This is a genomic window from Kitasatospora paranensis (genome assembly GCF_039544005.1).
Classification (GTDB): domain Bacteria; phylum Actinomycetota; class Actinomycetes; order Streptomycetales; family Streptomycetaceae; genus Kitasatospora; species Kitasatospora paranensis.
Map to the genome: position 1 here is coordinate 4,560,492 of NZ_BAABKV010000001.1, position 25,556 is coordinate 4,586,047.

At 73.8% G+C, this 25,556-nt stretch carries 21 protein-coding genes and 2 pseudogenes; 16 read left to right on the forward strand and 7 right to left on the reverse strand.

Annotated features, from left to right (window positions below):
• The first annotated feature begins 92 nt into the window (after nucleotides 1-92).
• Nucleotides 93-599, forward strand: coding sequence for a protein-tyrosine phosphatase family protein (locus ABEB13_RS22010; protein ID WP_345706872.1), 507 nt, complete (start codon nucleotides 93-95; stop codon nucleotides 597-599).
• A 134-nt stretch (nucleotides 600-733) separates the two neighbouring features.
• Nucleotides 734-1,966 carry a M20 metallopeptidase family protein gene (locus tag ABEB13_RS22015; protein WP_345706873.1) on the forward strand — a complete coding sequence of 411 codons (1,233 nt, stop codon included), beginning with the start codon at nucleotides 734-736 and terminating at the stop codon, nucleotides 1,964-1,966.
• Here the strand turns inward: ABEB13_RS22015 and ABEB13_RS22020 are convergent.
• On the reverse strand, nucleotides 1,954-2,988 hold the full coding sequence (locus ABEB13_RS22020) for an Lrp/AsnC family transcriptional regulator (protein WP_345706874.1): 1,035 nt from the start codon (nucleotides 2,986-2,988) through the stop codon (nucleotides 1,954-1,956). The two genes, ABEB13_RS22015 and ABEB13_RS22020, sit on opposite strands and share 13 nt — an antisense overlap.
• Before the next feature lie 130 nt (nucleotides 2,989-3,118).
• Between ABEB13_RS22020 and ABEB13_RS22025 the strand changes: the two genes are divergently transcribed.
• Entirely contained in the window at nucleotides 3,119-4,525 is a 1,407-nt protein-coding gene (locus ABEB13_RS22025) for an MFS transporter (RefSeq protein WP_345706875.1), read from the forward strand.
• Nucleotides 4,526-4,583: 58 nt separating this feature from the next.
• On the opposite strand, the gene ABEB13_RS22030 is transcribed toward ABEB13_RS22025, so the two are convergent.
• On the reverse strand, nucleotides 4,584-5,339 hold the full coding sequence (locus ABEB13_RS22030) for a DUF6585 family protein (RefSeq protein WP_345706876.1): 756 nt from the start codon (nucleotides 5,337-5,339) through the stop codon (nucleotides 4,584-4,586).
• Nucleotides 5,340-5,642: 303 nt separating this feature from the next.
• Between ABEB13_RS22030 and ABEB13_RS22035 the strand changes: the two are divergent.
• The 12 genes and pseudogenes from ABEB13_RS22035 to ABEB13_RS22090 all read left to right on the forward strand — a co-directional run bounded on the left by ABEB13_RS22035 (nucleotide 5,643) and on the right by ABEB13_RS22090 (nucleotide 17,554).
• A pseudogene (locus ABEB13_RS22035) lies at nucleotides 5,643-6,565 on the forward strand (LLM class F420-dependent oxidoreductase).
• A 65-nt stretch (nucleotides 6,566-6,630) separates the two neighbouring features.
• On the forward strand, nucleotides 6,631-7,260 hold the full coding sequence (locus ABEB13_RS22040; protein WP_345706877.1) for a hypothetical protein: 630 nt from the start codon (nucleotides 6,631-6,633) through the stop codon (nucleotides 7,258-7,260).
• A gap of 70 nt (nucleotides 7,261-7,330) precedes the next feature.
• Complete coding sequence (locus ABEB13_RS22045) at nucleotides 7,331-8,218, forward strand: LLM class flavin-dependent oxidoreductase (protein WP_380230478.1); 888 nt, start codon at nucleotides 7,331-7,333, stop codon at nucleotides 8,216-8,218.
• A 315-nt stretch (nucleotides 8,219-8,533) separates the two neighbouring features.
• Nucleotides 8,534-9,634 (forward strand): hypothetical protein, encoded by a 1,101-nt coding sequence (locus ABEB13_RS22050; RefSeq protein WP_345706879.1) that lies wholly within the window; start codon nucleotides 8,534-8,536, stop codon nucleotides 9,632-9,634.
• 200 nt (nucleotides 9,635-9,834) lie between these two features.
• Nucleotides 9,835-10,731, forward strand: a complete 897-nt coding sequence (locus ABEB13_RS22055) for a hypothetical protein (RefSeq protein WP_345706880.1) — start codon at nucleotides 9,835-9,837, stop codon at nucleotides 10,729-10,731.
• A 52-nt stretch (nucleotides 10,732-10,783) separates the two neighbouring features.
• On the forward strand, nucleotides 10,784-11,674 hold the full coding sequence (locus ABEB13_RS22060; RefSeq protein ID WP_345706881.1) for a hypothetical protein: 891 nt from the start codon (nucleotides 10,784-10,786) through the stop codon (nucleotides 11,672-11,674).
• Nucleotides 11,671-12,645 (forward strand): hypothetical protein, encoded by a 975-nt coding sequence (locus tag ABEB13_RS22065; RefSeq protein ID WP_345706882.1) that lies wholly within the window; start codon nucleotides 11,671-11,673, stop codon nucleotides 12,643-12,645. Before ABEB13_RS22060 ends, ABEB13_RS22065 begins: the two co-directional genes overlap by 4 nt.
• On the forward strand, nucleotides 12,642-13,742 hold the full coding sequence (locus tag ABEB13_RS22070) for a hypothetical protein (RefSeq protein ID WP_345706883.1): 1,101 nt from the start codon (nucleotides 12,642-12,644) through the stop codon (nucleotides 13,740-13,742). Before ABEB13_RS22065 ends, ABEB13_RS22070 begins: the two co-directional genes overlap by 4 nt.
• 142 nt (nucleotides 13,743-13,884) lie before the next feature.
• Nucleotides 13,885-14,943, forward strand: coding sequence for an ABC transporter ATP-binding protein (locus tag ABEB13_RS22075; RefSeq protein ID WP_345706884.1), 1,059 nt, complete (start codon nucleotides 13,885-13,887; stop codon nucleotides 14,941-14,943).
• Nucleotides 14,927-15,790 carry an ABC transporter permease gene (locus ABEB13_RS22080; protein ID WP_345706885.1) on the forward strand — a complete coding sequence of 288 codons (864 nt, stop codon included), beginning with the start codon at nucleotides 14,927-14,929 and terminating at the stop codon, nucleotides 15,788-15,790. Before ABEB13_RS22075 ends, ABEB13_RS22080 begins: the two co-directional genes overlap by 17 nt.
• A gap of 55 nt (nucleotides 15,791-15,845) precedes the next feature.
• Nucleotides 15,846-16,763 carry an ABC transporter ATP-binding protein gene (locus tag ABEB13_RS22085; protein WP_345706886.1) on the forward strand — a complete coding sequence of 306 codons (918 nt, stop codon included), beginning with the start codon at nucleotides 15,846-15,848 and terminating at the stop codon, nucleotides 16,761-16,763.
• 74 nt (nucleotides 16,764-16,837) lie between these two features.
• Nucleotides 16,838-17,554 carry an ABC transporter permease gene (locus tag ABEB13_RS22090; RefSeq protein ID WP_345706887.1) on the forward strand — a complete coding sequence of 239 codons (717 nt, stop codon included), beginning with the start codon at nucleotides 16,838-16,840 and terminating at the stop codon, nucleotides 17,552-17,554.
• A gap of 7 nt (nucleotides 17,555-17,561) precedes the next feature.
• Here the strand turns inward: ABEB13_RS22090 and ABEB13_RS22095 are convergent, their stop codons facing one another.
• Entirely contained in the window at nucleotides 17,562-18,803 is a 1,242-nt protein-coding gene (locus ABEB13_RS22095; RefSeq protein WP_345706888.1) for a CynX/NimT family MFS transporter, read from the reverse strand.
• Nucleotides 18,804-18,867: 64 nt separating this feature from the next.
• Nucleotides 18,868-19,599 carry a FadR/GntR family transcriptional regulator gene (locus tag ABEB13_RS22100; RefSeq protein WP_345706889.1) on the reverse strand — a complete coding sequence of 244 codons (732 nt, stop codon included), beginning with the start codon at nucleotides 19,597-19,599 and terminating at the stop codon, nucleotides 18,868-18,870.
• A 240-nt stretch (nucleotides 19,600-19,839) separates the two neighbouring features.
• On the opposite strand from ABEB13_RS22100, the gene ABEB13_RS22105 reads away from it, so the two are divergent.
• Entirely contained in the window at nucleotides 19,840-21,597 is a 1,758-nt protein-coding gene (locus ABEB13_RS22105; RefSeq protein WP_345706890.1) for an LCP family protein, read from the forward strand.
• An 87-nt stretch (nucleotides 21,598-21,684) separates the two neighbouring features.
• On the opposite strand, the gene ABEB13_RS22110 is transcribed toward ABEB13_RS22105, so the two are convergent.
• The 3 genes and pseudogenes from ABEB13_RS22110 to pheA form a co-directional block, all read right to left on the reverse strand.
• Nucleotides 21,685-22,530, reverse strand: coding sequence for an HAD family hydrolase (locus ABEB13_RS22110; RefSeq protein ID WP_345706891.1), 846 nt, complete (start codon nucleotides 22,528-22,530; stop codon nucleotides 21,685-21,687).
• Between the two features lie 46 nt (nucleotides 22,531-22,576).
• The gene (gene serS / locus ABEB13_RS22115; protein ID WP_345706892.1) at nucleotides 22,577-23,854 is read right to left on the reverse strand and encodes a serine--tRNA ligase; all 1,278 of its coding nucleotides are present in this window, start codon (nucleotides 23,852-23,854) and stop codon (nucleotides 22,577-22,579) included.
• 735 nt (nucleotides 23,855-24,589) lie between these two features.
• Nucleotides 24,590-25,524 (reverse strand): annotated as a pseudogene (gene pheA, locus ABEB13_RS22120) (prephenate dehydratase).
• Nucleotides 25,525-25,556: the final 32 nt, after the last annotated feature.

Below are 25,556 nucleotides of genomic sequence, written 5' to 3' on the forward strand. Positions count from 1 at the left end.
CACCCCCGCGGCTCCCCGGGAGAGGCGGGTACCACCCCGCCCGGGACGGGAACGCGGCCCGCCCGCGGGCCGTTCCGCAGCGGGAGGGACACATGCGCACCAGGCAACGGGACCGCGACGTACCGGGCCCGTCCGCGCCCTGGAACGAGATCGTTCCGGGGCTGTGGATGGGCGGCCACTGGTGGCTCGGTCCGGAAGGCATCGAGCCCGCCGTGGTGCGGTCCGAGTTCGACACCGTGGTGAGCCTGGTCGACATCCCCGGGCACGGGCCCGACCCGCAGGTCGCGCACCACTGCGGGCCCGTCCCCGACGGTCCGCTCTCGCCCGGCCAGATCGACACCGTGATCCGGCTGGCCGGCCGGACGGCCGAGGCGCTGCGGTCCGGCCGCACCGTCCTGGTCCGCTGCCACTCCGGGTACAACCGGTCGGGCCTGGTGACCGCCCGGGCGCTGGTCGACCTCGGGCACGGCACCGAGGAGGCCGTCGAACTGATCCGCCGCCGGAGGTCCCCGTGGGCCCTGCACAACCGGCTGTTCGTCGACTATCTCGGTACCGGTCTGGAGACGGCCCTGCTGCTCACCGGGCTCGGCCCCGACTGACCTGCGGCGGCCGGCCCGCCGCGGCGGATCCGTGCGCGGTCCGGCCGGATCGCGGCGCTTCCGTGCGGCACCCGGACGGGCGGCGGCGGGCGGCCGAAGATGGGCCCCACCGCCATGGACCCCAGGAGGCCGCGATGCCCACCCCCGACGAGCTGCCAGGCTCCGACCAGCTGACCGACCTCGCCGAGGGCGCCGCCCGGATCCGTCCGGACCTCGTCGCCCTGCGCCGCGAGCTGCACACCGAGCCGGAGATCGGCCTCGACCTGCCCCGCACCCAGGCCCGGATCCTCGCGGCCCTCGACGGGCTGCCGCTGGAGATCACCCTCGGCAAGGAGCTGAGCTCGGTCACCGCCGTCCTGCGCGGCGGCCGCCCCGGCCCCAACGTGCTGCTCCGCGCCGACATGGACGCCCTGCCGGTGCACGAGACCAGCGGCCTGCCCTACGCCTCCCGGGTGCCCGGGGCCATGCACGCCTGCGGGCACGACCTGCACGTGGCCGGACTGGTCGGCGCCGCCCGGCTGCTCGCCGAACGCCGAGCGGAGCTGCCCGGCAACGTGGTGCTGATGTTCCAGCCCGGCGAGGAGGGTGCGGGCGGCGCGGAGCGCATGATCGCCGAGGGCGTCCTCGACGCGGCGGGCGAGCGCGTCGTGGGCGCGTACGCCCTGCACGTCGGCGCCGCGCTGCTGCCGAACGGCATGGTGGCCACCCGCCCCGGGCCGGCCATGGCCGCCTGCGACACTCTGCACGTCACCCTGCGCGGCAGGGGCGGCCACGGCTCCAGCCCGTACGCGGCGCTCGACCCGGTGCCCGCGGCCTGCGAGGCCGTGCTCGCCCTCCAGTCGATGGTCACCCGCCGGTTCGACGCCTTCGACCCGGTGGTACTGACCGTCGGGATGCTGCACGCCGGTACCGCCTCCAACGTGATCCCGGACGATGCGGTCTTCGCGGCGACCATCCGGTCCTTCTCCCCGCAGGCCCGCGACCGGGTGCACGAGGAGGCGCTGCGCGTCGTCCGCGGTGTCGCCGCCGCCCACGGCCTGGAGGCGGACGCCCGGATCGAGCCCGGCTACCCGGTGACCGTCAACGACCCGCTGGAGGCCGCGTTCGTCGCGGGCACCGCCCGGCGCCTGCTCGGCGAGCAGCGCTTCGTCGAGATGCCGACCCCGATCGCCGGCTCGGAGGACTTCGGCGTGGTGGGCGAGATCGTCCCGTCCGCGTACCTGATGCTGGGCGCCTGCCCGCCCGGGCGCGACCCGTTCGCCGCCGCCTACAACCACTCGCCGGAGGCGGAGTTCGACGACGGCGTCCTCGACACCGGCGCCGCCCTGCTGGCGGCACTGGCGATCGGCCGCCTTCAGCGCGGCTGAGCCCCGGCCGGCCGCGGCGGCGCGGTGCGCGGGTCGATCGGCACGTAGCCCCTGGCCCGGCCCTCGCCGTCCAGCAGCCGGCCGACCAGCTTCACCGTCCGCAGGGTCAGCTGCCGCTCCCGGACCCGGCTGTCCGGGAAGCGGCGGCCCAGCTCCGCCTCCAGCCGCCGAACATCGCCGAGCCGCTGGGTGAACAGGTACGCCGCCAGGTTCGCGTCGCCCACCGTCACCGCGCACATCCGGGTCTGCGGCTGCTCGCACAGCCACCGGGCGGCGGCCGGCAGTCGGTCGGCGGGCAGGTCGAGCCAGAGCATCGTCCCCAGCGGATGGCCCGTCAGCCGGGGCGAGGCGTCGCAGCGCAGCACCAGCCGGCCGGAGGCCCGCAGCTCGGTCAGCCGCCGCCGCACCGTCGTCGCCGGCAGGCCGGTGCGCTGCGCCAGCTCCGCGTACGGCATCCGCCCGTCCGCGCCGAGCGCGTGCAGCAGGTGCAGGTCGTCCAGCAGGTCGCGGGTGACGCCCCGGTCGCTGCCGCCGGCCGGCGGCCCGGCGATGGCGGCCCGCTGGTCGGCGTCCAGCGCGCCGTCCCGCCAGTGGCTGCCCTCCCGGAGCATCCGCTCCACCATCGACGTCCGGCTGCGCAGCACGCCCGGCACCGTGCCCAGGCGCTCCAGCACGTACGCGCTGAGCTGTGCCGGGTCCAGGCCGGCGACCGTCACCATCAGGTCGGCCCGCCCGCTCACCACCTCGATGCTGGCCGCCTGCGGATCACCGGCCAGCTCGGCCGCGACCGAGGCCACCGCGTCCGCCCGGCACTCGACCTCGACCAGCGCGCTCAGCCCGTGCCCGAGCCGCTCCGGCGACGGATAGCAGGACACCCAGGCGTCCCCGCCGGCCGACAGCCGCGCCCACCGCCGGGACAGCGTGGCCGGGTCGACACCGAGCGGCGCCGCGAGCCGGGACCACGACGCGCGGGGATCGACGCGCAGGGCGTCCACCAGGGCGAGGTCCAGCTCGTCGATCATGGCCGATCCTTGCGTACGGGGGGCGACATCAGCGGATCCGTGCGGTTGCGGCCCCGCGACCTCCAGGTTAGCCATCCTTGCCGCCACCCCCGCGCTCCCCTGCGCCCCGCGTCTCCCCACGGATGTGCCCATGACCGGATTCGGCCTCCTCGTCCCGCTGCTGATCCTGATCGAGTTCGCCAGCGGGATGCTGCAGGGCGCCTTCCCGATCCTGCTCCCGCCGCTGGCCCACTCCCTGCACCTCGGCGCGGGCGACCAGGCCCTGGTCACCGGGGTGGAGTTCCTCGTCTCCGGGGTCGCGGTGCCGCTGAGTTCGCGGCTCGGCGACCTGTACGGCCACCGTCGGATGCTGCGCCTCACCGCCGTGCTCTGCCTGGCCGGCTTCGCGGTCTCCGCGCAGGCGTCCTCGTTCGGCGAGATCCTGGCCGGCCGGGCGCTGTGCGGCTTCCTCGCCTGCTGGCTGCCGCTGGAGTTCGCGCTGCTCCGCGACCGGCTGGGGCCCGACCGCGGCGGGCGCGCGATCGGACTGCTGGTCGGCGCGCTCACCCTGGGGACGGTCGCGGGAGCCGTCGCCGCAGGCTCCCTGGCCACCGACGACGCCATGCTCCGGCCCACCCTGTGGGGCCTGGCCGCGCTGCCCGCCCTGGCCCTCGTCCTGATGACGCGCCGGATCCCGGAGTCCCTGACGCGCGCGGGCGGCCGGATGGACTGGGGCGGCGGCGTGCTGCTGAGCCTCGGGCTGCTGGTGCTGTTCGGCGGGCTCGGCAGTGCGGGCCGGGGCGCCGCCCCGCTCACCGCAGGCTGCCTTGCCGCCGCAGCGGTGCTGCTGACCCTGTTCGTCCGCCGCGAGCTGCGCGCCCCGAACCCGATGGTGGACGTCAAGGTCCTCGCGGGCCGCGCCACCGCGCCGGTCTTCGCCCTGAGCTTCCTGCTGGGCTGTGTGCTGTACGGCTCGCAGGCGCCGACGCTGGCCTTCCAGGCGGCCTCGCCCGCGGAGACCGGCTACGGCCTCGGCGCGGACTCGCAGACGCTCGGCCTGCTCACCCTGCCGTCGGTGCTCGGCGCGACCGCGGGGGCGCTGGTCGCCGTCCGTCTCGCCGGCCGGCTCGGCGCCCGTCGCACCCTGGTGGGCGCCTTCCTGCTGGCCACCGCCGGCTACGGCTCGATCACCCTGCTGCACGGTTCGGCGGCGGCGTTCGCGGTGCCCGGGGCCCTCACCGGGTTCGGCGGCGGAATCGGCCTCAGCCTGCTGCCCGGCCTGCTGCTGCACCGCCTGCCCGCCGAGCAGACCGGCATCGGCACCGGCGTCTACAACACGCTCAAGACCCTGGCCGGCGCCGCCACCGGCGCCCTGGGTGCGGCACTCCTCGACTCCCTGGTGCTGCGCCCCGGTACTCCGTCGGAGGGTGCCTACACCGCGGTCTGGGCCGGCTGCGCCCTGCTGGCCGCGGCGGGTGTCGCGGTCGCGGCGGCGCTCGGCGGTGCCGGGCCGGCCGTCACCAGACGGCCGGCGGGGAGCCGGCCGTGGCCGCGGTGACGCCGGGGGCCTGAGGCACGGGTCGAGGACGGGCCGCACCCGGGGCGCGGCCCCCGCCTCAGCGGCTGTGGCGCCGGATCTGGTCCACGACCGCGAGGAAGAGGAAGAAGTTGGGGATCTTCGCGACCGGGGTGTTCGACCAGGGCAGCATCTTGCCCGCCCGGTCGAGGAACAGCGTGCCGTTCTTCACCTCCACGCGCCGGATCTCGTGCCAGGCCAGTGCACCGCGCTTGGGCGTCGCGATCCCGCCCGAGGTGACGGCGAGATCCCCGAAGCGCACCGTCCCGCCCTGCTGGAGCGTGGCCATGGCGCCGGGCAGTTGGGCCCGGGTGATCTCCTGCTGGATGGCCTGGCCCCACCGTTCGGGGTCGGCGTAGAAGTCGGTCAGCTCGATGGTCGATCCGTCCTGCTTGTACAGGGTGTAGAGGTAGTTGGTGCCGACAGGGATGCCGTTGACGTACCGCTCGGTGATCTGCTGCAGGGCGGCCATCGAGTCCCACCGGAACGCCCCCACCGGCCCCGTCCCGTCGGCGACGATCAGCCCGAACTCGAAGACGTGGATGCGCTTCGCCGCCTGCTTGGCGGAGAGGTTGGGGGACTTCGCCAGTATCCAGATGAAGAAGAGCCCGGGGAGGACGAAGCAGGCCAGGCCGAGCAGGGTGAAGACGATCAGGCCGGTCATCCGCCAGAACCCGTGGCGCTTGGGGAGGAACGTCTCCCAGTGCCGTCCCAGTCCCTCGGCCATGCTCAGGGAGACGACGGCGGGGGAGAGTTGCTGCGGCGCGGGTGCCTGAGCGGAGGCAGGTGCGGTCATGGGGGTCTCTTTCGGCCGTGCCCGGGTGCGGTGGGGGCCGGGCAGTCGATCAAAGCGACCGGATCATATGACAACGAGGCGTCGGTTCGGGTCCGTCCCGTCCGGCCCGGATTCGTACACCGTTCGACGTGCTGTCACGCATGCGTCGAGCGCAGCGCAGGGTGCGGCCGGCCGCGGCGGCCGGGGAATTCCTTTCCGGGCGGGATTCGGAAAGCCTTGAAGGAGAAATCCGTGATGGTCTCCCGCATGTCCAATCCGTCCCCGTCACCCGGAAAGCGATCACCCTCCGGGCATGATGGCCCCATGGATCTCCGCATCTTCACCGAGCCCCAGCAGGGCGCCTCCTACGAGACGCTGCTGCGCGTCGCCCGGGCAGCCGAACAGCTCGGCTACGACGGCTTCTTCCGCTCCGACCACTACCTGCGGATGGGCGACGGCGACGGCCTCCCGGGCCCGACCGACGCGTGGATCACGCTCGCCGGCCTGGCCCGGGAGACCGAGCGCATCCGCCTCGGCACGCTGATGACCGCCGCCACCTTCCGGCTGCCCGGAGTGCTGGCGATCCAGGTCGCGCAGGTCGACGCGATGAGCGGCGGCCGGGTCGAACTGGGCCTCGGCGCGGGCTGGTTCGGTGAGGAGCACGCCGCGTACGGCATTCCCTTCCCCGAGCGGCGGATCGACCGCCTGGAGGAACAGCTCGCCGTCGTCACCGGGTTGTGGGAGACCGAGCTCGGGGACACCTTCGACTTCGAGGGCACGTACTACCGGTTGAAGGACTCGCCGGCCCTGCCGAAGCCCGTGCAGCAGCGGATCCCGGTGCTGCTCGGCGGCATGGGGCCGCGGCGCACCCCGCCCTGGCGGCGCGCTACGCGGCCGAGTTCAACGCCCCGTTCGCGTCGGTCGAGGAGACCGGGGCGCAGTTCGCCCGGGTGCGGGCCGCCGCCGAGGAGCGCGGCCGGCCGGCCCACGACCTGGTCTACTCGAACGCCCTGGTCGTGTGCGTGGGCAGGGACGACGCCGAGGTCGCCCGCCGGGCGGCCGCCGTCGGCCGCGAGGTCGACGAGTTGAAGGCCAACGGCCTGGCCGGCACCCCGTCCGAGGTCGTGGACAGGATCGGCCGCTACCAGGAGGTCGGCAGCCGGCGGATCTACCTCCAGGTCCTCGACCTCGACGACCTGGACCACTTGGAGCTCGTCGCCACCCACGTCAAGCCGCAGCTCGGCTGACGGTCACCCGGTCGGCCCGGCCGCAGCGGGCATCGCGGACGAGCGGACGAGGAGGGCAGGAGAGCGTGGGAGCGGATTTCGAGCGGGAGTTCTCGCAGGCCTTCACCGGCAAGGGGTGGCGCACCGGGATCTCCCCTCGGGAAGCCGTCGATCGTTGGCGGCGATTCGCCGGCGACTGCACGGCCGGGTTCGCCTGGGACCTGGACGACTACCTCGACGACCTGACACTGCGGTCGGTCCTCTCGGAAGTGCTGCCGGAGTTGGCCGGCCCGGAGGCGGACGGCCTTCGCGACGCGATCGAGCGGACCGACCGGGCTGTCCGGAAGGTGCTGACCCACGAGGCGTTCACCGACTTCCCGAACGACGAGTGGTGGCTGCGGAACTGCCCGGCGTACGCGGCTCGGCGGTTCTGCGAGGAGTTCGAGTCGGCGTACGGTGTGCGGATCCGTCCGCAGTCGCGCTTCGACGACGATGTGGCCGAACTGGCCCGGCTGACCGCCGGCGGCCTCGGGCCGGCCGACGCCTGCCTCCGCTTCCGCTCCTCGGGCCGCTCCGCCGCCACCGCGGACGGCCTGTTCCTGCGCGCCGCCAAGGAGGCCCTCGGCCTCCACCGGAAGCCCGCCGATGCTCTCTGGTCGTGGCTCACCAAGGAGATCACCGACGCGGAGTTCCGGGCGGCCCTCGGCGACGCGTGACAGCCGCCAGGGGCAAGCACGCTGCCGGTATGCATACCTTGTCGTGCTTTCGCCGCATAGGGTCGATGCCATGCGACTGAGTACCGTGATCCTCCCCATCCACCGGTGGGCCGAGGGGCAGAAGATCTGGCGGCGGGCCGAGGACCTCGGCTTTCATGCGGCCTACACCTACGACCACCTCTCCTGGCGTTCCTTCCGGGACGAGCCCTGGTTCGGGGCGGTTCCGACCCTGACGGCCGCCGCGACGGCGACCGAGCGGATCCGGCTCGGGACGCTCGTCACCTCGCCGAACTTCCGGCACCCGGTGACCCTGGCCAAGGAGCTGCTGAGCGTCGACGACGTGTCGCAGGGGCGTCTGACGGTCGGCATCGGCGTCGGCGGCGTCGGCTTCGACGCGACCGCGCTGGGGCAGGAGGAGTGGTCGCCGAAGCAGCGGGCGGACCGCTTCGACGAGTTCCTGCCGCTGCTGGACGAGCTGCTCACGAACGACGCGGTCACCCGCGAGGGCACGTACTACTCCGCGGTCGAGGCGCGGAACATCCCCGGGTGCGTGCAGCGGCCCCGGGTGCCGTTCTACGTCGCGGCGACCGGCCCGCGCGGTCTGCGGCTGGCGGCGCAGTACGGGCAGGGCTGGGTCACCTACGGCGACCCGCGCGGACCGGCGGACGTGCCCGTGAACCAGGCCCCGGCCGTGATCGCCGCCCAGCTGGCGAAGCTGTCCGCGGCCTGCGAGGCGCAGGGCCGCGACGTCGGCGAGCTGGAGAAGATGCTGCTGCAGGGCTCCACCGCGGAGAAGCCGCTGGCCTCGCTGGACGCGTTCGTCGACTGGGCCGGCACCTACCGCGAGCTCGGGATCACCGAGCTGGTGATCCACTGGCCGGTGCCGGACTCGATCTTCGCGAACGACCTCGCGGTGTTCGAACGGATCGCCACCGAGGGCCTCGCCCAGCTCGGCTGACCTCGATCCCGCGCTCTCGAACGGCCCGCCGCGGACAATCCCCGTGACGGGCCGTTCGGCGCTCTCCTACGCTTCGGTGGCCGCGCCGCATCCGGTGCGGCGGACGACTGCGGGAGGGGCCGGATGAGCAACGGCGGGTACGGGCAGGAACCGGGACCGGAACAGGGGTACGGGCAGGGCCCGGGGGCCGGACCCCGGCCGGGGCAGGGCCCCGGGCAGTGGCAGCCGGGCGGTCCGGCCTACGGTCCCGGGGCGATACCCGGCCCGGGACCGTACGGGTGGCCCTACGAGGCGTACGCGCCGAAGCCGGGCGTCGTGCCGCTGCGCCCACTGGGGGTCGGCGACATCCTCTCCGGGGTCTTCGCGAGCCTGCGCAACCACGCCGCGGCGCTGTACCTCCCGCTCCTCTGGGTGGTCCTGGCCGGTGTGGCGCTGATGGCGGCCTGCGGCGTCGTCGCCGCCGCCACGCTCGGCGGGGTCCTCGACGCGGTGCGCACACAGCGGGGTCTCACCGGCGCCGAGGCCGGCTCGCTCGTCGCGGTGCTGGCGGGTACCGCCCTGCTGCTGTTCCTCTGCTTCCTGGTGATGTTCACCGTCTCCGCGGCCACCGCCACGGTCGTGGTGCGCCACGCCGTCGTCGGCCGCAGGCCGACCGCCCGTCAGGTGTGGGCGGAGGCACGGCCGGTGCTGTGGCGGGTCCTGGGATCCCAGCTGCTCATCGGCGCCGTCGGGTTCGCCCTCATGCTGGGCTCTCTCCTGCTGTTCGCCCTGCTCGGCCTCCTGGCGCACAGCGTGCTGGTGCCGGTGTTCGGGCTGCTCCTGCTGGTGCCGGGCTGGGGAGCGGCGATGTACGTCCAGGTGCGGCTGGTCCTGGACGTCCCCGTTCTGGTGATGGAGGAGGCGTCGGTGGTCGCCGCCGCCCGCCGGGCCTGGCGGCTGAACGAGGGCGCCTGGTGGCGCAGCCTCGGCATTCCGTACCTGGTGAACCTGATCGGGTCGACGGTCGGCCAGTTCGTGATCGCGCCGTTCGTCATCGTCGGGATGTTCGTCATGATGACCGGCCTGGTGCAGGACCCGGCGTCGACGGACGGGAGCGGTCCGACCCTCGACCCCGCCGCACTCGTCGTCACGGTGGTCCTGGTGGCGATCGGCATGATCGCCGGTACCGCACTGACCATGCCGTTGACACCGCTCACCAACGCCCTGCTCTACATCGACCGGCGGATCCGGCGGGAGAGTCTGGACGTGGCCCTGGCGGCCGCGGCGGGCGTGGCCCCGCGCCCGCAGCCTGCCGCGCCGGGTACCGCACCCGGTACCGCGCCGGGGACTCCGCCCGCCGGAGCCGGACCGGACGCTCCGGCCGACGCCCCGCAGGACGCTCCGGAGAAGGGGGCGCAGGGCACGCCGGAGGAGTGAGGGCGGCCCGTTGCGGTTCGGTCACGACGTGTCCGACATGCGTGCAGGTCGGGCAGATTGTCTCGATCAACTCGGTTGTTGGCCGAGACTGTTCGCTCTCATAATTCTCTCACCGTGCGGTGACCTGGTCGGATGGCGGCAGACGGGGGCCCGCCTCCACCTGCACGGGCCACCTAATTCGTCAGTTGTGGGGGAGTTCCTTGACCGCGCCCGAAAACGCGCCACCGGTGATGCCCGAGCCGGATCCCGACGTCGTGCCCGCGCCGCTGCCCGGTGAGCCGGCCGCGGCCGGGGCCGGCACTCCGGACGGGGGCCCGGCCGGCGGTCCGACCGGGGCTCCGGCCGGTGTCGGCCGGATGCCGCGGGCCCTGTCCGTGGCCCTCGCGACGGCCGGGCTGCTCGCGGTCACGGCCGCCAGCGCCACCGTGACCGTGGCGGTCGGCCGCCCCGACGGAACCCCGCGCGCCGTGGCGGCCGCCCCGTCGGCCACCGCCTCGGCCTCCGCCTCGCCGTCGGGCGCGGCCGCGAGCCCGTCGGCCGCGGCCTCGTCGGCGGCACCCGCACCGGCCCCGAGCAGCACGGTGCACGGCACCGTCTCCGGCGGAATCCACGGCGGTGACCTGCGCTACTTCCTGCTGCCGATGCCGGCCGGCGCCGAGTCGTACGGCTCCGCGGACGGCACCACCCTGAGCACGAAGGACGTTGCCGCCCAGTTCAGCAACGCGGACGAGATGCCGTCGATCCTCAGCTCGTACGGCTACCGGGACGACGCCGCCGAACGGCGCTACCGCACGGTCGACGGCAGCTCCGAGGTGCACGTCCGCCTGCTGCGCTTCAAGAGCCGCCAGATGGCCAAGGCCTTCGCCGACGGCTCCAAGTACAGCTCCGCGCACCCGTTCGACATCGACGGCGACTCCAGCGCCCAGGGCTACATGATGAAGCCCGAACAGGAGGCCTGGACCGGCGAGATGGTCGGCATCTCGTTCTCCGGTGACATCGAGTACGAGGTCACCGTCGATGTGAAGGGCACGCCCGACAAGGCCCTGCTGGTCGACGCGATGCGGCGTCAGCGCGAGCGGCTGGCCTCCGGTGGCTGAGCGCGCGCCGGACCAGCAGCCGGCCTCCTTCCCCGCCGATCTGGAGCACCCCGTGACCACCGAGATCCCGGTGCCGGGGGCCGCCGCGACACCGCCGCCGCCCGCCGAACCGCCCCTCGTCGAACCGCTCGTCGTCGAGCCGTCCTCCGCCACGGCGTCGCCCGCCGAGCCGTCCGTCGAGCCGCCGGTCGAGCCGCCGGTCGGGTCCGAGGTGCTTGAGGCCGGCCCGGACCGGCCGGCCCGGCCGCGCCGCCGCCTCGGCACCGCCCGCCTCCTGCTGGTGGCCGCCGTGCTCGGTCCGGTGATCGGCGCCGGCGTCGGCTACACCGTGCAGGCCCTCCGGCCGCCGACGCCGCTGCCCCCGCTGGCCGTCGGCCCGCTGACCTACCCCTCGGTTCCGCTCGACGCCGCGGCCGCCGCTGCGGCCGCGCCCAAGCCGCTGAACATCGACGGTGACCTGCGCAAGCTGCTGATCGACCGTCCGGCCGGCACCGAGGAGTGGGACAACTACGAGCACGGCACGGCAGCCGGCTGGCTCACCGCCGGCGACAAGGCGCTGTCCTACGGCAACTCCGGCAAGCAGTTCCGCAGCCTGCTGTACGACGGCTTCCGCCGGGATGCCTACCTGGCGTTCAGCCGCGGCGAGACGCACTACCGGGTCGAGCTCATCCAGTTCGGCCCCGACGACATCTCCGCCGGTACGTCGAGCTGGATGATCACCGTGCCGGACAACGGCGGCACGATCCCCGGTACGGCCTCCGGCTACTACTCGGCGCCCCGCGAGCCGGAGCACTACGACGACAGCACCGAGACGTACTACTACGGCCTGGCGACCGCCAGGCGCGGCTCGGTGGTCATGCGGATCAGCGTCTACTCGCCGAGCCCGGTCGACGCCAACGAGCTCAAGGATCTGGCCACGCGGCAGTGGGAGAGGCTGAAGTGAGCGACACCGCAGTGAACCCGCCCGGTGGCCCCGCGCCGCTGGAGTCCCCGGCCGTCCCGCCGGAGACCGCCGCCCACCCGGTGCCGGCGGATGCCGACGCGCCCTCCACCGACGTGCCGGCCGAGACCGCACCGCTGGCCGACGCCCCTCCTGCCGACGCGCCCCTCGCGGACGCGCCCGTCGAGGACGCGCCCGTCGAGGACGCGCCTGTCCTGGAGGTTCCCCCGGCTGCCCGACGGCGGCCGTCGTTCGCCGTCCGCGCCACCGCCGCCGTCGTGGCCGCGGCCCTGGTGGGCGTCGGCATCGGCGTCGGCATCCTGAAGGTGCGCTACGACGACGAGCCCGTCGTCGCCGCGGGCCCCACCGCCGCCGCGCCCGGCCCCTCCGCGAGCCCCGCCTTCGGTGCCAAGTCCAACGGCACGCACTTCGGTTCGTTCCGCGACCTGCTGCTGCCCGTGCCGGACGGTTACCGGCTCGGCCCGGACGCGGGCGCCTACGGCAACGACACCGAACTGACCGAGGCACAGCGCAAGTCCTGGATGGAGGACGAGATCCGCGGGCTTCCGACGAAGCTTCAGGACTCGCTCCGCAAGGTCTGGCAGGACACCCCGCTCAAGGGCGGCGGCGTCCGCAGTCTGGCCGCGAGCGACGACACGCTCGTCGCGACCGTCTGGCTGCTCCAGTACCACCAGGCCGCCGTGAAGGCGGACGACGCCTGGGTGTCCACCCTCGGCTCGGACACCGGGCTGTTCCGGCTGGGCCCGCAGGTCCCGGGCCACACCGAGGCGCACTGCTACCTCCCGGCCCTGCCGCCCGGGTCGGAGGTCGACAGCCTGCAGTGCTCGGCCGCGCTGGGCGACCTGCGCGTGGTCTTCCAGGTGGACGGCGTGGCCCCGCTGCCGAAGGACAGACTCGTCACCCTCTTCGCCGAACAGCTCGACCGGCTGGCCATCCCCGGAGCGACCGCATGACCGAGACCACCCGGCCGACCGCCGACGGTGCCGCCGAGCCCGTGCCGGCCGCACTCGACCTCACCAAGCCCGCCCTGACGGAACCCGCTCCGGCGGCCGTTCCCGTTCCCGCTCCCGAGCCCGCGGAGCCCGCCACCGTGGCTCCGCAGGACCAGGACGACCGGGCCGAAGCACCGGCTCCGGCCCCGGCTCCGGCCGAGGACTCGGCGTCCGCTCCGGCGCCGGCCCCGGACCCGTACGCGGTGTGGGCCGACCGCACCGTCCTGGACGAGGCCGCGGCCGCCGCCCGGAAGCAGCGCCGCGGTGCGCTGCTGCGCTGGGGTGCGGCCGCACTGATCCTCGTCCTGACCGGCACCGGTGCGGCGCTGGCGGTCACCGCACCGGACCGGACGGACCTCCCCGGGCTCGCCACGCCCAACGACGGTCGCTACGCCTTCCCCGTGCTGACGCTGCCCCAGCTGCCCTCCGGCAGTCCGGCGCCCAGCACCACCGAGGCGAAGGGCCGTCACTTCGCTGACCTGCGCGGGCTGCTCCTCCCGGCGCCCCGCGGCGCCGCGGAGGCCGTGCCGTCGCCGACCGCGTCCGCCCCGGGCGCGAGCCCGAGCGCGGCGGTGCACCCGAGCGCCCCCGCGAGTGCGCCGGCCCTGCCCTACGCGGACGTCCCGTGGCTCGCCTGCGGGGACTTCGCCAAGGGCGACCGCGCCGCCGACAAGATCACCCAGGCGATCTCCGAGTACGGCTGCCGGGCCGCCACCCGGCGGGTGTGGACGGCCGCGGACGGCACCAGGACGGAGATCTGGCTGTTCCGCCTCGGCTCCCGGACCGAGGCGACCGGCATGTACGGCGCCCTGGCCGACTCCGGTCCGAAGGACCAGCCGCAGCTCCAGCTGGACATCCTGGACCTCGACCCGACGCTGCCGGCAGGTGTGGTGAACACCCGCTCCACGGCGGAGAAGGTGGCCGGCCTCCCCACGGTCAGGACGACCACGATGACCCAGGGCGACGTCGTCGCGAGCATCGCGATGGTGAACCCCAAGGGCGTGCCGTTCCAGCCGTACCGGCAGGTGTCCGTGCTGCAGTGGCAGCTGCTCGGCTGACGGCGTCGCACCGGCGGAACGGCGGCCGGACGGCCGCGGCGGGCGCGTCCCCTAGGGGACACGCCCGCCGTGTCATCCCGAAGCATCAGGACAGGCTCGTCATCCCAGCTCATTCCCGTGAGGGCGCCGCACCACTACGTTGATGACCGTGTCCACTGTCATCGCAACGGACGGCCTCACCAAGAGGTTCCCCCGGGTCACCGCCCTCGACCAGCTGACCGTAGAGGTGCAGCCCGGGGTGGTAGGCCTGGTCGGAGCCAACGGCGCGGGCAAGTCCACCCTGATCAAGATCCTGCTGGGGCTCTCCCCGGCCACCTCCGGCACCGGCCGGGTGCTCGGCCTGGACATCGCGACCGAGGGCGCGGCGATCCGCGAGCGGGTCGGCTACATGCCCGAGCACGACTGCCTCCCGCCGGACGTCTCCGCCACCGAGTTCACGGTGCACGTGGCCCGGATGTCCGGCCTGCCGCCGGCCGCGGCCCGCGAGCGCACCGCCGACATCCTGCGCCACGTCGGCCTGTACGAGGAGCGCTACCGCCCGATGGGCGGCTACTCGACGGGCATGAAGCAGCGGGTGAAGCTGGCCCAGGCGCTGGTGCACGACCCGGAGCTGGTGCTCCTCGACGAGCCCACCAACGGCCTGGACCCGGTCGGCCGGGACGACATGCTGGAGCTGATCCGCCGGGTCCACACGGACTTCGGCATCTCGGTGCTGGTCACCACGCACCTGCTGGGCGAGCTGGAGCGCACCTGCGACCACCTGGTGGTCATCGACGGCGGCAAGCTGCTGCGGTCGTCCTCCACCGCCTCGTTCACGGAGGCCACCCAGCTGCTCGCGGTCGAGGTCACCGACCACCCGGAGGACGCCCTGCCCGACCCGGACGCCGCCGTCCGCGAGCGGCTCACCGCGGCCGGGCTGTCCGTGCGCTCCGGCGGCTCCCGCGTGCTGCTGGTCGAGATCGCCGGGGACGACACGTACGACGCCGTGCGCGACGCCGTCGCCGACCTCGGGCTCGGCCTCGTCCGCCTGGAGCAGCGCCGCCACCGGGTCGCCGAGATCTTCGGTGCCCGCGCGGACGCCGACGTCGACGACACCGCCCCCGCCGGTCCCGCCCCCGCCGGTCCCGGCCCCGCCTTCGGCCCCAGCGCCGCCGACCACGCCGAGCTGACGGGAGGTCCCGCCGATGCCGCAGTCTCCTGACGCCCCCGTCACCGCCCCCGCCGACGGCGGAGTGATCCACAACATCGGGTACCGCCGCTACGAGGGCCCCCGGCTCGGTCGCGGCTACGCGACCCGCTCGCTGTACGAGCAGAGCCTGCGCGGCGCGTTCGGCCTCGGCCGCTCCGGCCGGTCCAAGGTGCTGCCGATGGCGATGCTGGCCGTGCCGACGCTGATCGCCCTGGTCGTGGTCGCCGTGCAGATCTTCGTCGGCCGGAAGGATCCGCTGGTCGACTACGTCGAGTACCTCAACGCCACCGGCCTGATGATCGGGATCTTCGTGGCCTCGCAGGCCCCGGTCATGCTCTCCCGGGATCTGCGGCACCACACCGTGCCGCTGTACTTCTCCCGGCCGATCACCCGGGCCGACTACGTCCGGGCCAAGTTCGCGGCCATGACGAGCGCCCTGCTGATCGTGATGGTCGTGCCGATGCTCGTGCTGTACCTCGGCTCGATCCTCGGCAGGCAGAGCATCGGGCACCACTCCCTGCACCTGCTGTACGGGCTCGTCGCCGCCCTGCTCTACGCCCTGCTGCTCTCCTCGATCGCCCTGCTGATCGCGGCCGCAACGCCCCGCCGGGGCTTCGGCGTCGCCGCGATCATGGGCGTCCTGGTGATCAGCAACATCGTGGCGGGCATCGTCTACAGCCTCAACGGCGGCGAGTGGTCGGAGCCCCCGCGTCCGCGAACTGGGCCGCGCTGCTCTCGCCGGCGATGCTCGTCGACGGCTTCATCAACCAGCTGTTCGGTCTGGTCGTCAACTCGAAGGTGGTGCACGCCCCGGGCCCGTTCGCCCTGCTGGTCTTCGGCGCCGAGATCGTGCTGCTGACCGTCGCCTGCTACTGGTTCACCGACCGCCGCTACCGGAAGATCTGAGGCTCGACATGGCCGTCATCACCATCGACCGGGTCTCCCGCTGGTTCGGCAACGTGGTCGCCGTCAACGACGTCTCGCTGCAGCTCGGCCCCGGGGTCACCGGCCTGCTCGGCCCGAACGGCGCCGGCAAGTCCACCCTCATCCACATGATGAGCGGCTTCCTGCCGCCGTCCGCGGGCGAGGTCGCGCTGGACGGCGTGCCGATCTGGCGCAACCAGGACGCGTACCGGGCGATCGGGCTCGTCCCCGAGCGGGAGTCGATGTACGACTACCTGACGGGCTGGGAGTTCGTGCTCGCCAACGCCGAACTGCACGGTCTCGCGGACCCGGGCGCGGCCGCCCGGCGCGCGCTGGCCCTCGTCGAGATGGAGTACGCCCAGGACCGGAAGACCGGCACCTATTCCAAGGGCATGAAGCAGCGGGTCAAGATGGCCTCCGCGCTCGTCCACGAACCCGCGGTGCTGCTGCTCGACGAGCCGTTCAACGGCATGGACCCGCGCCAGCGGCTCCAGCTGATGGACCTGCTGCGCCGGTTCGGCGCCGAGGGCCGCACGGTGCTGTTCTCCTCCCACATCCTGGAGGAGGTCGAGCAGCTCGCCCGGCACATCGAGGTCGTGGTGGCCGGCCGGCACGCCGCGTCCGGCGACTTCCGCCGGATCCGCCGGCTGATGACCGACCGCCCGCACCGCTACCTCGTCCGCTCCAGCGACGACCGGCAGCTCGCCGCCGCGCTGATCGCCGACGGCTCCACCGCCGGCATCGAGTTCGACGCGCGCGAGGGGGCCCTGCGCATCCAGGCGGTGCACTTCCAGGGCTTCACCACCCTGCTGCCCCGGGTCGCCCGGGACGCCGGGATCCGGCTCTACACGGTCTCCCCGGCCGACGAGTCGCTGGAGAGCGTCTTCTCCTACCTCGTCGCCTCCTGACCGACGCTGCACCCCGCGCCGGCACCGAGCCGGCGCCACCGCCCGCGCCACCGCCCCAAGGAAGGCCGAATCCCGTGAACCCGACCGTCGCCAGGCTGACCGTGCGCGGCCTGCTGGGGCGCCGCAGCGGCATCCTGCTGCTGGTCGTCCCCGTCCTGCTGGTGGCCATCGCCGCCATCGCCCGCGCCGTCTCCGACTCCCCGGACACGCTCCCCGCCCCCGTGCTCGGCCACCTCGGCGTCGGCACCCTGCTGCCGATCCTGGCGCTGATCGTCGGGACGGGTGTGATCGCCACCGAGATCGAGGACGGCTCGATCGTCTACCTGCTGGCCAAGCCGCTGCCCCGGCACCGGATCGTCACCACCAAGCTGGCCGTCGCGGTCGGCGCGACCTGGCTGCTCGCGGCCGTGCCGACGTACGTCGCCGGACTGATCCTCTGCGGCACCCGTGACGGCGTCGCCCTCGGCTACGCCGTCGCCGCGCTGGTCTCCGGGGCCGCCTACAGCGCGCTGTTCCTGCTGCTCGGCGTGGTCACCAAGAACGCCGTGGTGGCCGGACTCGCCTACGCCCTGGTCTGGGAGAGCCTGGTCGGCAACTTCGTGCCGGGCGCCCGGACGCTGAGCATCCAGCAGTGGGGCCTCGCGGTGGCCAAGCCGCTCATCACCGACGGCTCCGTCAGCTCCGAGGTGTCCATGGCGACCGCGGTGCCGCTGCTGCTGGTGGTCGCCGTCGGGGCGACCGCCCTGGCCGCCGTCCGGCTCGGCGGGCTCACCCTCGCCGGCGAGGAGTGAGGCGGCCTCAGACCGTGCGGTCGCGGCCGGCGCCCCAGCCGGCCGCGGCGGCCACCAGCGCCAGGACGAGCAGCAGCGCCAGCGGCAGCTGCCAGCCGCCGGTCAGCTGGCGCAGCGCACCGGCACCCACCGGCCCGGCGGCCGCCACCAGGTAGCCGACCGCCTGGGACATCCCGCTGAGCCGGGCCGCTCCGGCCGCGCTGTCGCTGCGCAGCACGATGAAGGCCAGTGCCAGCCCGAGCGAACCGCCCTGGGCGACCCCGAGGACGGCCGCCGCCGCCCACGCACCCGAGACCGGGGCGAGCAGCAGGACGGCGATGCCGGCCGCGTTCAGACCCGCCATCGCCACCGCGAGGGCCCGCTGCCGGGTCATCCGGCCGGCCATCAGCGGCACCAGGAACGCCCCGGCCACCTGGACGAGGTTCGAGAAGGCGAAGACCAGGCCGGCCTCGCCCCGGTCCATCCCGTGGTCGGCCAGGACGGTCGGCAGCCAGGCGACCAGGCTGTAGACCAGCAGCGACGAGATGCCCATGAAGGCGCTGATCTGCCAGGCCAGCGGCGAACGCCACGGGCTGCGGCCCGCGGGGGCGGCGGACACCGCGGCCGCGGGCGCCGCCGGGCCCGCCGGGCGGCGGGCCTGCAGCAGCTGGGGCAGCCAGGCCAGCGCGGCGACCAGCGCGAGCAGCGACCAGGAGCCCAGCGAGGCCCGCCAGCCGCCGCCGAGAGCCCGCTCCAGCGGGACCGAGACCCCGGCCGCGAGGGTCGCGCCGACCAGCATCGTGGTCGAGTAGACACCGGTCATCGCCGCCGCCCGCTCGGGGAACTCCCGCTTGACCAGGCTCGGCATCGAGACGTTCAGGACGGCGATGGCCACGCCGATCACCACGCAGCCCGCGTAGAGCGCGGCCGCGCCCGGCAGGACCCGCAGCAGCACCCCGGCCCCGAGGACGAGGACCGCGCCCAGGACGACCCGCTCGGCGCCGAAGCGGCGGGTCAGCCGCGGGGTGAGCGGTGCGCCGACGCCCTGGAACAGCACCGGCACGGTGGTGATCAGGCCGCTCGCGGTGGCGGACAGGCCGAGGCTCCGCTGGATCTCGCCCACCATCGGGGAGATCGCGGCCAGGCAGGCCCGCATGTTCAGGGCGACCAGCAGGATGCCGGCGAGCAGCAGCGCGGGGTGCGCGATCGCGGCGGTGCGGGTACGGACCACCGGGGTGGCAAGGGGCTGCGGGGCGCGGGTGACCGCCATGGTGCGAAGGCTCTTTCCGGGAACGTGCGAAGGTCGGGGGCGGGGCGGGAGGAGGCGTACGCCGTCACTTCCGCGCCGCGATGGCGGCGAGCAACTGCTCCACGGCGGCCGTCGGCTCCGCGAGCAGCTCGCGACAGGCCGCCTCGGCGCGGTCCGGGTCGCCGCTCTCCACCGCGTCGACCAGGGCCTCGTGGGTGGCGAGGACGACCTCGGGCATGTCGTGGTCGCCGAACGCGGCCCGCATCGCCTCCCGCACCGAGTCGCCGAAGTAGCGGTACAGCTCGGCCAGCGCGGGGTTGTGCGCGGCCTCCACCACGGCGGTGTGGAACTCCAGGTCGTGCTCGACCGTCGCCTCCCGGCCGGCCCGCTCGGGGTGGGCGGCCATGACGGCGGCCTCGCGGGCGAGGGCGGCCCGCATCCGGGCGATGTCCTCGGGGGTGTGCCGGACGGCGGCGAGCCGGGCGGCCTCCGCCTCCAGGGCGGCGCGCACCTCCAGCACGTCCCGGACTCCGGAGTGCTGCACCCCGCGCAGGACGGCGGCCGGGTCGCTGGTGGAGCGGACGAACGTGCCCTCGCCCTGGCGGGTGACCAGCATGCCGGCGTGCACCAGCACCCGGATCGCCTCGCGGACGGTGTTGCGGCCGACCCCCAGTCGCTCGGCGAGCTCGTGCTCGGTCGGGATCCGCTCACCGACCGGCCAGGCCCCGGCGCCGAGCCGGTCGCGCAACTGGGCGATGGTCTCGTCCACCAGGGAGCGGCGCCCTGCGGTGTGCAGACCGTCGGCACGGCCGGTCATGGCGGACTCCCTTCACAGGACGGATCGATCGCTTGCCCGGTCATCCTACAACTCTCCCGCAGACCTCCCCATCCGGCCCCTGCGATTCCTTGACTCTCTTGTTCGTTTGTGCAACCGGATGCCCGGGCCGTGACTCTTGAATGATGCCTTTATATGCTCCGCAGAAGCTCACGCGTCTGTCCTGCACAGGGTGCGTTGTCGGGGCTCGTGTGATGGCTGGTGCCGGTGGAGGGTGTACGTATGTCAGGCCGAAGGGCGGGTGCGTCGGAGAACGACGCCGGCTGGTGGCGCGACGACGCCCCCCACCAGGACGAGTACGACCGGGATGCTCCGTATCGGGACGACGCCCCGCGCCGGCCGTACCGTGAGGACGCCCTGCCGGGGCCCCGCCGCGGGGCCGCGCAGGAGCAGCCGCCGGTTCCGCGGCAGGGCGGCCGTGCCGAGATGCGCCGGGCCCAGCAGGGCCGCGGCGGTGACGACCAGCCGGGCGGCCGCGCGGACGCGCGGCGTGCCCGCAAGAAACCCCGCAGCAAGAAGAAGATCGTCGTCTGGGTCGCGGTCACCACGCTCGGCCTGGTCACCGCGGCCGGTGGCGCCGTCTACCTGAAGCTCAGCGGCAACATCAAGTCCTTCGACGGCGACGCCCTCAGCAAGGACCGGCCGGCCGCGGCCGCCCCCGACGCCAACGGCCACACCCCGGTCAACATCCTGCTCATCGGCTCGGACTCGCGCAGCGGCGACAACAAGGACCTGGGCGGCGGCCAGGACGGCGGCGCCCGCTCGGACACCACGATCCTGCTGCACGTCTACGCCGACCACAAGCACGCCGTCGGCGTCTCCTTCCCCCGCGACGCCCTGGTGGACGTCCCCAAGTGCAAGCTGCCCAACGGGTCGTGGACGAAGCCGCAGACCGGGGTCATGTTCAACAGCGCCTTCTCCGTCGGCAACACCGACGAGGGCAACCCCGCGTGCACCCAGAACACCGTGGAGGCGCTGACGAACATCCGCGTCGACCACACCATGGTGGTCAACTTCGAGGGCTTCGCCGCGATGACCAGCGCGGTCGGCGGCGTCAACGTCTGCCTCCCGAACGCGATCTACGAGAAGGACCTCAACCCCAACCTGGCCAAGAAGGGCAAGCTGCTCTACCCCAAGGGCCAGCAGAAGGTGGAGGGCCAGGCCGCCCTCGACTACGTCCGGCTCCGGCACGGCATCGGCGACGGCTCCGACATCGGCCGGATGAAGCGCCAGCAGGCGTTCCTCTCCTCGCTCATCACCAGCATCAAGACCAACGGCATGAGCCCGACCAACCTGCTGCCGCTCGCCGACGCCGCCACCAAGTCGATGACCGTCGACCCGGGGCTGAACTCGCCGACGAAGCTGATCTCCTTCGGCATGGGGCTGAAGGACATCGACCTGCACAACATCAAGTTCCTCACCACGCCGTGGAAGTTCGCCGGCGAGCGGGTCGCGCTGCTGCACCCCGACGTCGACCAGCTCTGGCAGGCGCTCAAGGCCGACCGGACGCTCGACGGCCAGGATGCCAGCGCCTCGGCGGGGGCCAGTGCCGCGCCCAGCGGCGACGCGAGCGCCTCCGCGGCGCCCACCCCGGCCGCCGTCAGCGGTACGGGCATCAAGGTCGGCGTCTACAACGGCACGGTGACCGCGGGCCTCGGCACCAAGGCGGCGGCCGCGCTGACCGCCTCCGACTTCACCGTGACCGCCAAGACCAACGCGTCCTCGCAGGACCACGCCACCACGCTCGTGCAGTACGGGCCCGGCCAGAAGGCCGACGCGGAGCAGGTCGCCAAGCTCTTCCCCGGGTCGACCCTGCAGTCCTCGACCAGGGCCGGCATCAGCCTGGTTCTCGGCAAGGACTACGCCGCCGGGACGGTCGGCGCGGCGTCCGCGGTGCCGTCCGGCCCGCTGCCGACCAGCGTCGCCGCCGGGGCCCGCTCGGCCGACGACGACCCCTGCTCCAACGTCTCCTACGGCTGACCGGCCGCGCCCGGCCCGGGCCCGGTGCACCCGGGCCCGCGGCGGGGCCGTACGGGCGCGCCCGGCGCCCGGCGGCCCGGCAGGCGCTCAGCGCAGGCCGAAGACCCGTTCCAGCACGAGGGCCACGCCGTCCGCGTCGTTGCCCGCGGTCACCTCGTCGGCGACCGTGCGCAGCTGCTCGTGGGCCCCGCCCATGGCGACGCCGTACGCCGCCCAGGAGAACATCGGGATGTCGTTCGGCATGTCGCCGAAGGCGATGGTCTGGGCACCCTTCACGCCGAGCCGCAGCGCCGCCACGGCCAGCCCGGTGGCCTTCGACAGGCCCGGGGGCAGCAGCTCCACCACACCCGGCCCGGCCATCACCACGCCGACCAGGTCCCCGGCCAGCCGGCGGGCCGCGTCGGCCAGCTCGTCGTCGCCGAGCTCCGGGTGCTGGATGTAGAGCTTGGCGACCGGGTTCGCCAGCAGCTCCCCGGCGGCGGCCCACTCGACCGGCAGTTCAGTGCCGATCCGCAGCCGGAAGCCGGGCGCGGCCAGCACCCGACCGTCCAGGCCGTCCTCGTTGGCGGCCACCAGCAGCGGCCCGACCTCCGCCTCGATCTTGGCCAGGGCCACGGCGGCCAGCCGGCGGTCCAGGGTGAGCGAGGTGAGCAGCCGGTGCGCACCGGCGTCGTACACCTGGGCGCCCTGGCCGCAGACCGCTATGCCGGTGTAGCCGATCTCGTCGAACACCGGCCGGGCCCAGGCGGCGGAGCGCCCGGTGACGATGATGTGCTGTGCCCCGGCGGCGACCACGCCCGCCAGCGCCTCGCGAGTCCGGTCGGAGACCGTCTCGGCGGGGGTGAGCAGGGTGCCGTCGAGGTCGGTGGCGACCAGCCGGTAGGGCAGGTCGCCACCGGGGGAGACGACGGGGCGGTGGCCGGTGGAGGTCATGGTCCCTGTGTCTCCGGGAGTGTCGGTCAGGTACGGGCGGGCGCGGTCACTTGCGGACGGGCTCGATCACTTCGCGGCCGCCGAGGAAGGGCCGCAGCGCCTGGGGCACCACGACCGAGCCGTCGGCCTGCTGGTGGTTCTCCAGGATCGCCACGATGGTGCGCGGGACGGCGACGAGGGTGCCGTTCAGCGTGGCCAGCGGGCGCACCTTGCCGTCCTCGCGGACCCGGATGGAGAGCCGCCGCGACTGGTACTCGGTGGTGTTGGAGGTCGACGTGACCTCGCGGTACTTGCCCTGGGTGGGGATCCACGCCTCGATGTCGAACTTGCGCGCGGCCGACGAGCCGAGGTCGCCGGAGGCGACGTCGATCACCCGGTACGGCAGCTCCAGCGCGTTGAGGAAGTCCTTCTCCCACTGGAGCAGGCGGCGGTGCTCCGCCTCGGCCTCCTCCGGGGTGGTGTAGACGAACATCTCCACCTTCTCGAACTGGTGGACGCGGATGATGCCGCGGGTGTCCTTGCCGTAGGTGCCCGCCTCACGGCGGAAGCAGGACGAGAAGCCGGCGTAGCGCAGCGGCAGCTGGCCCGCGTCGAGGATCTCGTCCATGTGGTAGGCCGCGAGCGGGACCTCGCTGGTGCCGACGAGGTACTTGTCCTCCTCGGCGAGGTAGTACACGTTCTCGGCGGCCTGGCCGAGGAAGCCGGTGCCGTCCATGGCGGCCGGCCGGACCAGCGCGGGGGTGATCATCGCGGTGAAGCCGGCGGCGGTGGCCTGCGCCATCGCCATGTTGACCAGGGCGAGCTCCAGCAGCGCGCCGACGCCGGTCAGGTAGTAGGAGCGGGCGCCGGCGACCTTGGCGCCGCGCTCGGTGTCGATCGCGCCGAGGAGCTGGCCGAGCTCCACGTGGTCGCGGGGCTCGAATCCCTCGGCGGCGAAGTCGCGCGGGGTGCCGATCTCCTCGAGGGTGACGAAGTCCTCCTCGCCGCCCACCGGCGCGGCCGGGTCGATCAGGTTGGCGAGCGAGCGGAGCAGGCGGTCGGCCTCGTCCTTCGCCTCGTTCTGCTCGGCGTCGGCGGCCTTGACCTCGGCGGCGAGTTCCTTGGTGCGCTGGAGCAGCGCGGTCTTCTCGTCGCCCTGGGCCTTGGCGACCTGCTTGCCGAGCAGCTTCTGCTCGTTGCGCAGCTCGTCGAAGCGACTGCCCGAGGACCGGCGCCGTTCGTCGGCGGAGAGGAGGGCGTCGACGACGTCGACGTCCTCACCACGGACGCGCTGCGAGGCGCGTACTCGGTCGGGGTCCTCACGGAGCAGGCGAAGGTCAATCACGGGGCCAGCCTACCGGTGAGCGGGCCCCGGGCCGGAACGGGTTTACCCCGGCTTTCCCGCGCGTCGGAAGTCCTGACGGACCGTCGGATTTCGCCGCCGATTCACCGGCTTTCACCGCTTCGGCAATGTCCGTCGGATATGTCGCCGGCTGTCCGGGATTCTGCGATCCTGTCCCGGGCCACCGGCCGGGGGCGGCAGGTCAGGGGCTGGGGAGAGGTGCGGCGCCCCTGGGGATAACCCGGCCGAACCTGTGGATAACTCCTGTGGGGATCCGGCGCGGGGGCGTTTGTCCACAGGGCCCCGGACGATCCTGTGGATGACGGGAAAGCGCGGGGCGGCTGTCCGGGCCGCCGGGGAATTGAGGTTTCAAACCTCGATTTGCCTGCCCGGGTGAGGGAATTCGCCCGCTCGGACGGGTGATTTGCTGGCAGAGGGGTGACTCTGGTGCGATTAGTCTGCTCTGCGACCCGGAGTGATGATCTGACCGGCTCTGCCAGTGGCTATACCGTTTTGTCGACTCCAGCCCGCCCCTGTGGATAACTCTCCGTAGGGAGCGTCCTGTGGATACGGCACCGGCCTGTGGATGAGCGGCCGTCCGGCCGGTCCGCGGCGCGCGGGCGCGCCGCCCCCGGCCGCCGTCGACGGGCGGCCGGGGGTGCGGCGGGGAGGGCCGGAGGGGTGAATCCTCCGGCGTGTCGAAAAATCTCCGAAGTCGACCGAAAGTGATCGGTCGGCTCAGATCTCGCCGCGGCCGTCCAGGCAGCGTGCCAGCCAGTCCGAGGCGGCCGCGAAGTCCGCGTCCGAGGTGCCCGGCCGGACCGGCCGCCGCCCCCGTGGTCGGCCCGCGGGTACGAGCCGAGGAAGCGCACCTGCGGGCAGATCCGCTTCAGGCCCATCAGCGCCTCGCTCACCCGGCGCTCGCTCAGGTGCCCCTCGCAGTCGATCAGGAAGCAGTAGCTGCCCATGCCCTCGCCGGTCGGCCGGGACTCGATCCGCATCAGGTTGATCCCGCGGACCGCGAACTCCTGCAGCAGCTCCAGCAGCGCGCCCGGGTGGTCGTCCGGCAGCCAGACCACCATCGACGTCTTGTCCAGGCCCGTCGGCGAGGACACCCGGCCCGGCCGGCCGACCAGCAGGAAGCGGGTGGTGGCGTTGGCCTCGTCGTTGACGTCGGAGACCAGGACCTCCAGCCCGTACAGCGCGGCCGCGAACTCGCCCGCGAACGCCGCGTCGCATCGGCCCTCCTGCACCAGCCGGGCGCCGTCCGCGTTCGAGGAGGCGGCCTCCCACTGGGCGTCCGGCAGGTTCGCCGACAGCCACCGGCGCACCTGCGGCTGGGCCACCGGGTGGCTGGTCACCGTCTTGATCGCGTCCAGCGAGGTACCGGGACGGACGAGCAGCGCGAAGGTGATCGGCAGCAGCACCTCGCGGTAGATCATCAGCGGTGTGCCGTTGACCAGCTCGTCACTGGTCGCCGTGACCGGACCTTCGACGGAGTTCTCCACCGCCACGAACGCGCCCCCGGCCTGCCCGGCCCGCACTGCGTCCAGCGCCGCCGGCACCGAGGCCACCGGCACCAGTTCGCGGGTCGCCGCCTCCGGCAGGGTGCGCAGCGCCGCCTCGGTGAAGGTGCCCGCGGGCCCGAGATAGGTGTAGCGGGTCGCCGACATGGCCGCCTCCGGGAGCAGGGTGGTGCTGAGCA